Here is a 13,496-nt window from a genome sequence, read left to right on the forward strand (position 1 = left end):
TGGGGGGAGAGAACAAACTTTCAAGAGACTAAATTAAATTTTTAACATGCAGCCCTGCTTTTTTGTGAGTTTGCTTAAAAACAGGACAATAAAAATAGTTTATAGCTTTTTACGACCGCTAAACGCGTGCATTAATGTCATCCCATCAACTAAATCAAGCTCACCACCAACCGGCATGCCATGAGCTATACGTGACGCATCAACACCATATTTGTGGCAAAGTTCTGAGATGTAATGTGCCGTTGCTTCGCCTTCAACCGTTGGATTGGTCGCTAAAATAACTTCGTTAATGTTGCCGTCATTGAGTTTGCGCTCTAGCACATCTAAACCAATTTCATTTGGGCCAATACCATCAAGCGGTGATAAGTGACCCATTAATACGAAATATAAACCACTATATTGCCCTGTTTGCTCGATTGCTAGTACATCTGTTGGCGACTCAACGACACAAAGTAGACCTGTATCTTGGCGCTTTATACTCAGGCATATATCGCAAATATCAACCTCACTAAAGGTACGGCAGCTGTTACAGTGGCCAATAGCCTGCATCGCATGACTCAAACACTGTCCTAATTGCGAGCCACCTTCTCTATCTCGCTCCAATAAATGAAAAGCAATACGTTGAGCAGATTTAGGTCCAATGCCAGGTAAACAACGTAGCGCTTCGATAAGCGCGGTCAGACTAGGTGATAATTGCATAAATGAGCTTCTCGTAGCTTGTTCGGTGCACATGCACCTTTAATAATGCCGAGATGATAAGGGATATTCATACTGATTTAAAGCGCGGCACGAAAAGCAGCAACGGCAAAACCTCAATCCCAAGCAATTTTTGCTTTAATAAAATCATTCGCCTTGAATTAACCACCAATTCAGCTCAAATGCTTGCAGCTGAGACATAATCACCGGACAATGGTAGCATTCCCGAAAGTAGTAACATTTAGCTGCAAAAAGGGCTGACTTCTCGACATAATCATAGAGAGCTAATAATGAAAAAAACAATTATCGCAAGCACCATAGCTGCCATTATGCTAACAGCATGCTCGGAGCAAAAGGTATCAACAAGTCAATCAAATACACCAGCCGAAGCAACAATCACAACTGAAAAAGCAGAATTAGGCACGTTTGGCGTAGACTTAACAGCCCGTGATGAAAGCGTAAAGCCTGGCGATGACTTTTTTATGTACGCCAGTGGTACATGGTACAATAACTATGAAATGCCAGCAGATAAGACACGCTACGGTGCCTTTACCGCGCTTGCTGAACGCAGTGAAAAACAAGTCAATGCTATCATTGAAGATATTGTTTCTCGAGAAAACCTGAATGCTCAAGAGCAACTCATTGCCGACTTCTACAACGCATTTATGGATGTTGAAACGCTTAATAAGCTCGGAATCACGCCAATTCAAGGTTTATTAGATGAGATTAAAGCAATTGACAACACTGATGGCCTAACAAAAGCCTTTGGTCAAGCTTGGTTAACTGGTGCTAATTCACCAATTGGTGGTGGTATGTGGTTCAACCGCCTAGACCCTAACAAATATGAAATGTCGATGGGAGCTGGGGGTTTAGGTTTACCTGATCGCTCATATTATTTAGAGGATGCCCAGCGCTTTGTTAATACTCGTGCAGAGTACATTAACCACATTGCCACTATGCTTAAGTTTGCAGGTTTAGACAAAACCACAGAGCGAGCACAAGCAATACTTGCTCTTGAAACTAAAATGGCAGAAGGCCACTGGCCACGTGAAAAGCGTCGTAACCGCGACCTCACCCTTAACCAAATTAAGCGTGAAGACTTAGCAAAAGAATATCCTGGGTTTAACTGGGATCTATACTTTGAGCAAACGGGTTACCAAGTACCACAACTCAACATATCTCAGCCTGATCCGATCAAAGCAATGATTGATCTTGTCAACAAAGAAGATTTAGCGGTATGGAAAGACTACCTGACTTTTCACACCATCAGTGGAAATGCTGGATTGCTATCTGAAGAAGTTTTTAATGCCAATTTTGAGTTTTTCGGTAAACATTTAAGCGGCCAACAAGAGCCTCGCCCTCGTTGGAAGCGTGCAGTAAGCCAAATGTCAGGCACACAGTCATTAGGCTTTGCAATTGGTAAAGTGTACGTAGATAAACACTTCCCTGAGTCATCAAAAGAGCAGATGTCTGAGCTAGTTGAAAACCTGCGTAAAGCACTAGGTGAGCGCATTGAAAATCTTGACTGGATGAGCGCAGAAACAAAAGTTAATGCACAAGCAAAACTCGCAGCATTCGTGCCTAAAATTGGTTACCCTGATGTATGGCAGTCATTTGAAGGACTAACACTTAAGAATAATGATTTAGTTGGCAATGTTCAAAATCTACGTCAATTCTTCAGAAACGACAGTGTGGCGAAAGAGCTTGAAAAAACAGATCGCAACCGCTGGGGTATGACACCGCAACGCGTTAACGCCTATTACAATAGCTCATTCAATGAAATTGTTTTCCCTGCGGCAATCTTACAACCGCCATTTTTCGACCCGAACGCCGATCCGGCAGTAAACTACGGCGGTATCGGTGCAGTGATCGGTCATGAAATGGGACATGGTTTTGACGACCAAGGTTCTAAGTCTGATGCAAAAGGTATTCAACGTAACTGGTGGACTGATGCTGACCGCGCTGCATTCGAAGCAAAAGCTGACAAGCTCGCTGCGCAATACAGCAAGTACGAACCTATCGAAGGCAACTTTGTAAATGGTCGTAACAGCCTTGGTGAAAACATCGGCGATGTTGGTGGCCTAGCCATGGCTTACCATGCGTACAAGCTTAGCCTCAATGGTAAAGAAGCGCCTATCATCGATGGCTTAACTGGTGATCAGCGCTTCTTCCTTGCTTGGGCACAAGTATGGAAAGAAAAGCGTACTGAACAAAGCATGTTAAACCAGCTGCGCGCAGGCACTCACGCTCCTGGCCGCTTCAGAGCGTTAGCACCTCGTAACCATGATGCTTGGTACAAAGCATTCGATGTGAAACCGGGTGATAAACTATATCTAGCACCAGAAGAGCGCGTCCGTATCTGGTAATTGGCCAAACTAAAACTTAATAACCTGCCGTCACAGGCAGGTTATATTAGACACGCTTGGGCTTGGTGATATAAGCCGCGAGGAGCCCACTTAAAAAACCAAAAATATGGCTAGAACTACTCGTTTGAGCAGAGAAGTCAAACAAGGTCGCTAAAAAACTTATATTGGCATAGTAAGTCAGCACCAACAGCGCTACAAAGCTCACGATCCCAAGAATGTCTCGATTAAACAGTGCAGCCCCTAGCAATAAGCCAAAGTAACCCATTACGATGCCTGATGCGCCAATGTGATTGGCATTTCCAGCAAACAGCCACACCAGCAGCCCTGTCGCAACCACAATAAAAAATGTTGAACGCTTGAACTTAGGTAATCTCGCAGCCAAATAACCACTGATACTTAACCCCAGTAAATTACTCATCAAATGCCCCCAGCTACCGTGTACAAAAGGTGCGGTAAAGACACTACTTAAATGGTGAATATCATGAGGCACAATCCCAAATCGATAGACGGGGAAGCCAAAAAGACCACCTAACACCTGTACAACACACATCACCGCCATAGCGTACAAAACTAGCTTAAAATTGGGCGGAAAAATCAAGGCGTATTTACTCATCTTACTTCCGTAACAGACAAAAATAGCGCCCTATTAGGCGCTATTTCTGATTAATTTGCAAACTTAACCAATTGCGTTTACAGCCTTATACTCATCAAACGGCCGACTTATTATAAATTAAGACAAAGCCAATGGGGGAAACGAAATAATATATTAACTTTTATAAATTCGGGAATCTCCATAGGAGCGCTCATGAGCTACTTCATCCTACCCGTGGCAATTATCTAGACCCCTATCTTGGTAAAGTAGATTGAGACTTTTATCTTACTTGTCGTAACGTTACTAAGCTCATCTTTTTGTACATGCACTGACACATAAGCGCACATCAATCCTTTTCCCTAGCTCCAGTAGACTACCCTTTTAGACCATTCAACATATCAAACACTACTCGTGCAAACTGAGCCGCTTTCGATGGGTCAGACAACAACTGCATCATCTGTTCTTGATGGGCTGCACTGCTATCTAAGATGAACAATAATAAACCAAGCAATAAACCAAGGACAATAAACCAAGGATAAAGTAAACCAAGGACACCCACCTCTAATTTGTGCCTTTTTTAAAAGTCGGCTACGCTTTAACTCTGCACTCAAGGATTGAGAGAAACAAGCGATGGCGACTGCCCGTAAAAACCAAATCAGCTTAACAGATACCAAATACTATCATTGCATCTCCCGCTGCGTTAGACGTGCGTATTTATGCGGTGAAGATAAACTAACTGGAAAATCCTATACACATCGCCGTGATTGGGTTGAAGAAAAGCTCCTGATGTTAGCTACCGTCTTTTGTATCGACGTCTGTGCGTATGCGGTGATGAGTAATCACACTCACATTGTATTGCATGTTGATGATAAAAGAGCAAAGCGCTTATCTGACAAGGCCATAGTGATACGCTGGCACAAGCTATTTAAAGGTAATTGGATAACGTGGAAGTTCGTTGAAGAAGAGCCACTATGTGAGTCGGAGCAATTGATACTCAGTGAATATATTGCCAAGTACAGACAGAGATTGGCAGATATTAGCTGGTTTATGCGGGTACTCAACGAGGATATTGCCCGCAGAGCAAATAAAGAGGATGAATGTACAGGCCGATTTTGGGAAGGCAGATTCAAATCTCAACCCTTGCTAGACGAAGCCGCATTAGCTGCTTGTATGGCATACGTCGACTTGAACCCCATTCGAGCCAAGTTAGCCCCAACGCCTGAAACCTCTGACTTTACCAGTATCAAAAAGCGCATCGACCATGCAAGGCGAGGGAAACAACCAAACAGCCTATTACGATTTGCAGGTAGCCCCCGAAAGAAGATGCCAAAAGGGCTGCCTTTCGAACTCAAGTCTTACTTAGCATTAGTAGAGCTTACGGGGAATTATATTCGCACCGATAAAAAAGGCGCTATCTTTGAGGCTCAACCAATTTTGTCTCGACTAAACATTGAACCTGATAATTGGATGAAACTCACAACCCAATTTTCTCGAGTTTTCCATGGTGCTGTTGGTCGAGAGCGAGTACTCACCGCTTATTGTGAAACCCTTAAAAGACGAAGGCGCACAAATCTAGCAAATTGTGAACATTTGCTGGCTTAACCAAATAGATTCTTTAGCGATAACCCCTCAAGCTGCGTTAACCACAGTGCCTTTATGGTGTGCGATACACTGACTTTAGTGTCAGGAAATACGTAAAGACTAACAGGAACCTTATTTTCTTAAGCACTTTTGATACGAGTAATAAACAATTTTTTGTGGTTCTAACTAGAAACTACCATAGGGTAGATACTAGTGGGTGTCAGTGTTGTTGTGTTGTTTTTCTAGTGGGTGTCAGTGTTGTTTTGGTGCTAAAACAGATCATTGCTTGGCGCGGAAAACCAAAGCAAATTAGAGTAGATAATGGCCCAGAGTTTACTTCAACTATGTTGGAAGCGTGGGCGGTGGAAAACAGTATTAAGCTTGAGTTTATAAAACCTGGTAGTCCTTATCAAAATGGCTTTGTGGAAAGGTTTAACCGAAGTTACCGTGAAGAAGTGCTAGATTTATACTTGTTTGAATCACTGCAAGAAGTACGTGAAATCACGGACGAGTGGTTAGATATCTATAATTATGAGCGGCCTCATGATTCACTTGGCGATATGACACCAATTGGTTATCTTGAAGCTGCATAAAATTCTACGAAAGCGCTGTACTGAATTGGGTGGAGTTACAATGTCATGTGTATGTACTCACATCAAAATTTAATATCGGATACTTTGATTTGGTATCTATTTGGTATCCCGCAATTTAAAACAAAAAAATAGCGCCTGAAGGCGCTATTTTTATGGAATTCTAAATTAGAACGGCATTTTGAAGCCTGGAGGCATTTGCATGCCGCCGGTAACTTCTGACATGCGCTTTTGTGTTTCTTCACCTACACGACGGACAGCGTCGTTTACCGCAGCGGCAAGTAGGTCTTCAATCATGTCTTTGTCGTCTTCCATAAGGCTCTCGTCGATCTCAACGCGACGTACGTTATGGCTACCAAGCATAGTGACTTTTACCAAGCCTGCACCTGCTTCACCAGTGACTTCTAAGCTTTTGATTTCTTCTTGGGCTTTTTCCATGCGCTCTTGCATTTGCTGCGCTTGTTTCATGATGTTGCCCATTCCGCCTTTAAACATATTCTGCTCTCTTATACTTCAATTTGGTTTACTGTGATAAAAGATAAGGGCTAACGCCCCTAATTACAATGCTTGGACGCTATTTTCATCCAGCATTGCGTCAAATTCTTGAACAAATGCGCTGACGAGTGGATCTTCGCGCATTGCTGTTTTTGCTTGCATCAATCTATGCTCATCAAGCTGCTGCTGCACTAAAAACGGAGTACTGCTTAGTGCTTCTATGTAATTAATTTCCAGCGATACTGGCTTCTCTAACAAAGCACTGAGGCTTTCAGTTAATTTTTCTCTCAAAACTCCAGAGTCTAAGTGCTGTTGACTTGCATCTACTTGCAGTTGCACCTGCTCGCCTTCTTGCGTAAACACGCTGTGAAGTGCATATTGACGAATGCGCCCGCCTAGTTGCATTTTTTCAATCATATTTGCCCAATCATCACTTTGGTATGCAAATTTAATGTCGCTAATTGGGCTGACAAAGTTCTCCGGAGCTGGAATTTCAACTTGTGTCTTTTGCTCATTATCATCATGTTTTACAGGTGATAACTGCTCAAGCAATTCCGGCGCTAGATTTTCTGTGATTGGCCGATGACGCGCCTGGAACGCCTCTTTCTTTGGCTTTTTTATTACCGGACGAGGCTCAACCGTTTGCGCTACCTGTGGCTCGACATGCACATTCTCCATAGCCGCAGGCTTTGGCATTTGCATGGGCGCACTCGGCGCCTCAGACTTTTTTACCTCACCATCGGCTCCCACCAATTTACCAGCACCTGAGATGTTGCGATTTTTCAAAATCCTCGCTATAGCAGACTGCGCTTGGCTTTGTTGCTCTGACACCGGGGTACTTGCAGGAGATGTTACTGACTCTACCGCATCATCTGATGATGACAATATCGCTTGTTCGCTTTGTTGTTCATCTGGTGCTGGTGAAAAAGTACTACTTGCAGACTGATACTCTGGTTGTGGTGTTACAACCTGCTCTTGAAAGCCTTGCGCTACGGCCTGTGACATCACGCTATCATATTGGCTTGCTATCTGTGTTTCGTCAGCTTCAGGTTGTGAGCTTGGCCCCACGGGTGCTGATGATATTGGCGCTTGGGGTGTGGCTGGTGGCAAAGTCGGTGCAGGTGCAACTGGTGCAGTACCCTGCTGGCTCTGTGGTGCGCTTGCAACCGAGGTATTTTCAGCCGTTGGCTTTTTTAAAAGCTCACGGAGGTTACCTACTTTGCTTGGCTTTGCCTCTGTCTGCGGTGCAGACGGCATAGTGTTCATGCCAACGTGGCTTTCTTTTTCAAACGCTAGGAGGCGTAACATCACCATTTCAAAGCCAAGTTTAGGTTCTGGTGCCCATTTTAGGTCTTTTTTACCATTTAAGAGTAATTGGTACAGTAGTTGACCTTGTTGCGGCGCTAGCTGCTCTGCAAATAACTTGATATCGTTATTATCAAAATTTGATAGGCGTGCAGCACTAGGCACTAGCTGCGCTAATTGAATAACGTGCAAAAGTGCGATCAAGTCGTCTAGCACACTGACAAAATTACCATTTTGTCGCGCTATTTTTTCTATACCGTCAAGTAATGCTTCGCCATCGTGGCACAACACCGCAGACAGAAGAATAATCGCATGCGCGCTGTCCATTAGACCAAGCATGGACTGTACAGCTGGCAATGTTAAATTACCATTAGTTTGTGCTATCCCTTGATCCGTGAGGCTAAGAGCGTCACGCATACTACCGTCAGCGGCTTTTGCGAGCGTTTGTAACGCGCTAAGCTCAAACTCTATCTGCTCCATTGGCAGTATTTTTTGCAGCTGCTCAACAATTTGGTCTTGTGTCATCGCATTGAGGTTAAATTGCAAGCAGCGAGATAAAATCGTTACTGGTAGCTTTTGCGGATCCGTTGTGGCCAGCAAAAACTTTACGTGTTCGGGCGGCTCTTCTAACGTTTTTAGTAGCGCATTAAAACTATGCTTAGATAGCATATGCACTTCATCGATAAGGTAAACTTTAAATCGGCCACGAGTCGGTGCGTACTGTACGTTGTCTAAAATCTCTCTGGTGTCTTCAACTTTGGTTCTAGACGCAGCATCAATCTCGATTAAATCGATAAACTTGCCACTTTCAATCTCAGTACACGCACTACACTGACCACAAGGCGTTGAAGTCACGCCTTGTTCGCAGTTTAAGCTTTTAGCGAAGATCCTAGCAATCGTTGTTTTGCCCACACCTCGTGTTCCTGTGAATAAATAGGCATGGTGTAGACGCTTTTCATTAAGTGCGTTTACTAGAGCTTGCTTTACATGCTCCTGCCCCATTAATTCGTGGAAATTTTGTGGACGCCATTTACGCGCCAGAACCTGATAGCTCATGCTTATTCGCCTTCGAACTCTACTAAAGAGAGAATGTTGATCCCAAGATCTTGGATTTTCTTTTCACCACCAAGCTCTGGTAACGAAATAACAAACGCCGCGTCAGTCGCTTCACCACCTAGACGCTTAACTAATTTTGCGGTTGCTTCAATAGTACCACCTGTTGCTAATAAGTCGTCAACTAATAGTACTTTATCACCCGCTTCAATGGCGTCAGCGTGTAGCTCTAGGATATCTTCGCCATACTCCAGTTGATAAGATTGGCTGATCACCTCGCGTGGCAATTTCCCTGGCTTACGTACTGGAATAAATGGAATGCCAAGCGCATAAGCAAGCGGCGCTCCAAAAATAAAGCCTCGTGACTCGGTACCAATTATCTTAGTAAATCCACCATCTTTATATGCAGCAATGAATGCGTCGATGGTTGCTTTAAATGCAGCTGGCTCTGCTAGCAGTGAAGTAACATCGCGGAACATGATCCCAGGTTTTGGATAGTTTGGAACCGTTGCGATACTATTTTTGATTAATGACATATTCTCTGTCGTCATAATTACTGTGCTTTAAGTTTATTACAAAAGAGCCAGATTATAACAATTTTCTATCAGGTTGAAACCGACTGATTGATTTTACAGGTGAGGATGAGGAAAAAGCGAACAATTTAGCGCCGAAAAGGCGATGATAATGTGATTAATGTTTTAAGTCGAGCGGCCAGGATGAATCATTTACACTCGTATATTAAGCGCCGAGAGTCAAAAAAGGCTGCGAGTGCAGCCTTATGAATTGCGTGATTAAACTACCGCGGTTGCCCAACCAAGAATAGCGTTTAGACAGCCAATTCCAGCAAAAACAGCAACAAATGCAATAAAGTATTTTGCATTAAACGGATCTTTAAAGTCACCTTTAGACATAGATACTACCTTTAATTTTATAACTCGCACCACCAGTTAATATAGATGGTATTGACCAGCGCCCTAGTCCGAGTTTAAGCACGACGAAAATCAGGCTGTATAATAGTCGATGTTACGCGTTGCTTAAAGGTTTTTCGTTTTGATAATGCCTAGTTTTGCCAATTCACCAAGGGTATGCAATGCTCCCTGAAATAGCTGCTCTTGACTAAATTGAGGCACTTGCTTGGCTATATCACTAGTAATTTCATAAAGTTGCGCCCCACCGTTTGATTCAATAACAGATAGCATTAGTGCCGTCATTGGATTTAATGCGATAAACTGTACATCGTCTTCGTCGTCACGATATAGCGCAAAGCTAAAGGTTTGACCCTCTACTTTGTCCGGTTTAAAGGTCTCGCTTATCTGATGTACTGGGTATTGATAATGGGCAATTCGAGTGGTACTTGCTAAATAGAGGTTGGCATGTCGCAGCGCATCGGCATCGAGTGAATATTCATCCTGTGATTCTACTGTTGTGGCAACATCAAGTTCCAACCATTCATAGTGCGCAAGTTCAAGCATAAACTCAGGATCTGTTGCTGTGGGTTCATATTCGCCTTGTAAAAACAGCAGAAATTCTTGACTGATCTCCAGAAAATACGGTGATTTACAATGGTGTTTGACAAAGAACAGCCTGACTAAGGCAAGCCATTGTGTTGCTGGATACAAGCTCTTAAGTACAGGAAACGCACTACTCACAAACCCTTCTATATTATTGAAAAACAGCTCTTGATATATTTTTAAACGACGAGATTCAATACCACTAGGCGCTGGCTGGTTGTCAGGATCGCGAATGTACGCCATAAAAGCTTGCTGTGTTTCGACAAATGACATGTTTATACCTTTTCTTCCACATTGAAATACTTAACTTGAATGGCTGATATTTGCCCTGCCTCAGCCAGTAATTCAGGCATAGGTGGAATATTAAAATCTCGTTCTAACAAAGTAGGAAATACGCCGTGTAACTCATAGGCTCGATGCAGCAATTGCCATACAGGCGAAGATACTTCAGCACCATGAGTGTCTACCAATAAATCATCAGCTTCCACAAAATGCCCTGCAATATGTCCGTATGTGATGCGCTCGGTTGGCATCGCTGCCAAAAACTGCTCCGCATCATAACCATGATTAATAGAGTTAACGTAAATATTATTTACATCTAAAAGTAAGTCACAATCTGCTTCTTCTAATACCGCCAGCGTAAATTCTAACTCCGACATTTCTTGACCTGGAGCGGCATAGTAAGAAACATTTTCTACCGCGATACGACGCTCAAGTATATCTTGAACTTTTTTGATCCGCTTTGCGGTATGGCGAATAGCCTCCTCGGTAAACGGTATGGGCATAAGGTCATACATGTGACCGTCACCAGAGCAATAACTAAGATGTTCACTGTAGGTATGGATATTATGCTGCTTAAAAAATGTTTTAAGCTGTGATAGAAACTCGGTATCGAGCGGTGCGGGTGACCCCAAAGACAGGGATAAGCCATGGCAAATAAACGTGTGTGCTTGAGTTAGCGCTTGAAATTGCTTGGCTAACTTACCACCAAATTTTATCCAGTTTTCTGGTGCAACTTCAAAAAAGTCAATTTGCGCGGGAGGGTTGTTTAACACATCCTCAATCATTTCTCGACGTAGGCCAAGTCCTAAATTACCTAGCTTCGCTGCCATTTACTCTCACCTTAGTGATTACTGTTGACGGATATAATACTGAAAAGCTAAAACAATTTCTGTGGTGATGTTTTGCTTAGTCTGAGGTACATCATGGCACAGCTCATCAAAATCCACTGTGCCATAAGGTAGGGTTAAGTGTGTTTTATAACCAGTAATTAGTGGCTACCACCACATTTGCCTTCGCCACACTTACCTTCTTTTTTGCCTTTAGCGTCGCCGCCACATTTACCTTCGCCGCACTTACCTTCTTTTTTGCCTTTAGCGTCGCCGCCGCATTTACCTTCGCCGCACTTGCCTTCTTTTTTGCCTTTAGCATGACCACCGCATTTACCTTCGCCGCACTTGCCTTCTTTTTTGCCTTTAGCATCGCCGCCACATTTACCTTCGCCGCATTTACCTTCGCCGCACTTACCTTCTTTTTTGCCTTTAGCATCGCCGCCACATTTGCCTTCGCCGCACTTGCCTTCTTTTTTGCCTTTAGCATCGCCGCCGCATTTACCTTCGCCACACTTACCTTCACCAGCATCTAGTTGATAACCCGAGGTCATTGTTTCAAAGCTAAATGGATTGGCGTTTGCATCAGTAGCAGTAAGACCCGCAGTGCCTGCAACCACAGCGCTTAACGTAAGCGCGATAGAGTTATTTTTAATTGTATTCATACTGTATGCTCTCTCGAAAATAGTTGATTCAATTAGTAGACCAAGCTGGCTAGAGTTTTATTTCGCTATTTTTTAAAAATTTCATGTTTACCGTATCATGCTCAAGTATGCTTGGGATAACTATCCTTTACCGTCGCGGTGTTTGTATTAAATTCACCCTACTCCAGTCTAATAGTAATTAAAAAATTAACAAAGCTCTCCCTACAAATATTACACCTTTATACCAACTTTCTTAATTAAGTGGTCTATTTTGAGGCGAGAAAATCTTGTCGATAACACCGCTTCCGCGTCCTACTCTCGCCGAGGTACCTACGTCCTGTAGGCAAGGCAAAAATTTTGCTATTTAGTTGTTCTAAATAATAAATTTTAACGCTGTTAGCGTCAGATTTACTCCTTCAAAATGAGTAAGTATTAAGTCAAATTGGTATTAGTCCAACTCCCTGCTATTAATGACTTACGTTGCACGATTAGCTAAAATGGCGCACTTTGAAGGTGTCATCTGCTGCGGCACCGTGTTGCTGTATCTGAGGTTGTTATATGAAGCTTGTTCTTGCGCCAATGGAAGGGGTCGTCGATTTTAAAATGCGTGAACTACTCACTGATATTGGAGGGTTTGATCTCTGCGTCACAGAGTTTATTCGTGTTGTTGACCTCACCTTTCCTCGCCGAGTTTTCGTCAGGTACTGCCCAGAGCTACTCAATGGCGGTTATACGAAGTCTGGAACTCCTGTTAGGATCCAACTGCTAGGGCAAGTCCCACACGCCCTTGCTGCCAATGCAAGAAAAGCTGTAAAGCTCGGCTCTCACGGAGTTGACCTTAACTTTGGCTGTCCTGCAAAAACAGTTAATAAAAGCAGAGGCGGCGCCGTATTACTAAAAGAACCGGAGCAAATATACCAAATTATTAAAGCGGTGCGAGAAGCAGTACCAACTGAGCAAGAGGTGAGTGCCAAGATTAGACTTGGTTTTGATGACGACGCAAACAGCACTGAGATTGTCGATGCAGTTCAGCAAGCCGGAGCCTCAAGCCTAGCTATTCATGCGCGGACAAAAAGAGATGGATATAAGCCGCCTGCATATTGGGAAAAAATACCGCCTTTACTGTCAAGGTTAACCATTCCTGTTATCGCAAACGGTGAAATTTGGCAAGTTGAGGATGCACTGCGTTGCCAGGAGCGTAGCCAATGCCAAGATCTTATGTTGGGTCGCGGAGCATTAGCAACGCCAGATTTAGCAGCTAAAATCAAAGCATACAAAGCAGATAAGCCCTACTCACCGCTTTCATGGGAAAATGTGGTCTATCACATATTGCATTCTTCAATGCACCAAGATGAAAATATGAGTGACAAGTACTTTTCGTCTAGAACGAAACAGTGGTTAAGCTATCTAAAGCGTCAGTATAACGATGCCCATCTTGTGTTTGACGAAATCAAAACACTTAAAAGCAAACAAGATGTCGTTAGAGTGCTTGAGAAATATGCAATATCTCCAGACCTTGATTCAAATCATAACAGCAAAGCTATACCCAAATGA

General features: G+C 43.2%; 12 protein-coding genes and 1 pseudogene. 4 read left to right on the plus strand and 9 right to left on the minus strand.

Annotation, left to right across the window (positions count from 1 at the left end):
* Positions 1 to 99: 99 nt before the first annotated feature.
* Positions 100 to 699: a recombination mediator RecR gene (recR, locus tag J8Z24_RS09825; protein WP_125252455.1), complete on the minus strand. Its 600-nt coding sequence runs from the start codon at positions 697 to 699 to the stop codon at positions 100 to 102.
* Between the two features lie 287 nt (positions 700 to 986).
* Between recR and J8Z24_RS09830 the strand changes: the two genes are divergently transcribed.
* Positions 987 to 3,062 (plus strand): M13 family metallopeptidase, encoded by a 2,076-nt coding sequence (locus J8Z24_RS09830; RefSeq protein WP_252094606.1) that lies wholly within the window; start codon positions 987 to 989, stop codon positions 3,060 to 3,062.
* A 46-nt stretch (positions 3,063 to 3,108) separates the two neighbouring features.
* On the opposite strand, the gene J8Z24_RS09835 is transcribed toward J8Z24_RS09830, so the two are convergent.
* Both J8Z24_RS09835 and J8Z24_RS09840 read right to left on the minus strand, forming a co-directional pair.
* The gene (locus J8Z24_RS09835; RefSeq protein WP_128730491.1) at positions 3,109 to 3,675 is read right to left on the minus strand and encodes a rhomboid family intramembrane serine protease; all 567 of its coding nucleotides are present in this window, start codon (positions 3,673 to 3,675) and stop codon (positions 3,109 to 3,111) included.
* 352 nt (positions 3,676 to 4,027) lie between these two features.
* Positions 4,028 to 4,213 carry a hypothetical protein gene (locus J8Z24_RS09840; protein WP_252094607.1) on the minus strand — a complete coding sequence of 62 codons (186 nt, stop codon included), beginning with the start codon at positions 4,211 to 4,213 and terminating at the stop codon, positions 4,028 to 4,030.
* Positions 4,214 to 4,284: 71 nt separating this feature from the next.
* On the opposite strand from J8Z24_RS09840, the gene J8Z24_RS09845 reads away from it, so the two are divergent.
* Together J8Z24_RS09845 and J8Z24_RS09850 are read left to right on the plus strand one after the other, a co-directional pair.
* The gene (locus tag J8Z24_RS09845; RefSeq protein WP_252094608.1) at positions 4,285 to 5,256 is read left to right on the plus strand and encodes a transposase; all 972 of its coding nucleotides are present in this window, start codon (positions 4,285 to 4,287) and stop codon (positions 5,254 to 5,256) included.
* Positions 5,257 to 5,492: 236 nt separating this feature from the next.
* Positions 5,493 to 5,828 (plus strand): annotated as a pseudogene (locus tag J8Z24_RS09850) (transposase); the annotation flags it as partial.
* A 165-nt stretch (positions 5,829 to 5,993) separates the two neighbouring features.
* Here J8Z24_RS09850 and J8Z24_RS09855 read toward each other — a convergent pair.
* From J8Z24_RS09855 to J8Z24_RS09880, 6 genes are all read right to left on the minus strand, one after another.
* Positions 5,994 to 6,320, minus strand: coding sequence for a YbaB/EbfC family nucleoid-associated protein (locus J8Z24_RS09855; RefSeq protein WP_010368987.1), 327 nt, complete (start codon positions 6,318 to 6,320; stop codon positions 5,994 to 5,996).
* A gap of 63 nt (positions 6,321 to 6,383) precedes the next feature.
* Positions 6,384 to 8,681, minus strand: coding sequence for a DNA polymerase III subunit gamma/tau (dnaX, locus tag J8Z24_RS09860; protein WP_252094609.1), 2,298 nt, complete (start codon positions 8,679 to 8,681; stop codon positions 6,384 to 6,386).
* Positions 8,682 to 8,683: 2 nt separating this feature from the next.
* The gene (gene apt, locus J8Z24_RS09865) at positions 8,684 to 9,229 is read right to left on the minus strand and encodes an adenine phosphoribosyltransferase (protein WP_128730500.1); all 546 of its coding nucleotides are present in this window, start codon (positions 9,227 to 9,229) and stop codon (positions 8,684 to 8,686) included.
* A gap of 483 nt (positions 9,230 to 9,712) precedes the next feature.
* Entirely contained in the window at positions 9,713 to 10,462 is a 750-nt protein-coding gene (locus tag J8Z24_RS09870) for an HvfC family RiPP maturation protein (RefSeq protein ID WP_252094610.1), read from the minus strand.
* 2 nt (positions 10,463 to 10,464) lie between these two features.
* Positions 10,465 to 11,301 (minus strand): HvfB family MNIO-type RiPP peptide maturase, encoded by an 837-nt coding sequence (locus tag J8Z24_RS09875; RefSeq protein WP_125252446.1) that lies wholly within the window; start codon positions 11,299 to 11,301, stop codon positions 10,465 to 10,467.
* Positions 11,302 to 11,459: 158 nt separating this feature from the next.
* The gene (locus tag J8Z24_RS09880) at positions 11,460 to 11,963 is read right to left on the minus strand and encodes an HvfA family oxazolone/thioamide-modified RiPP metallophore (RefSeq protein WP_252094611.1); all 504 of its coding nucleotides are present in this window, start codon (positions 11,961 to 11,963) and stop codon (positions 11,460 to 11,462) included.
* Between the two features lie 537 nt (positions 11,964 to 12,500).
* Here J8Z24_RS09880 and J8Z24_RS09885 point away from each other — a divergent pair.
* Entirely contained in the window at positions 12,501 to 13,496 is a 996-nt protein-coding gene (locus tag J8Z24_RS09885; RefSeq protein ID WP_176033222.1) for a tRNA-dihydrouridine synthase, read from the plus strand.

This window comes from Pseudoalteromonas sp. SCSIO 43201 (assembly GCF_023716725.1).
GTDB classification, from domain to species: Bacteria; Pseudomonadota; Gammaproteobacteria; order Enterobacterales; family Alteromonadaceae; genus Pseudoalteromonas; species Pseudoalteromonas peptidolytica.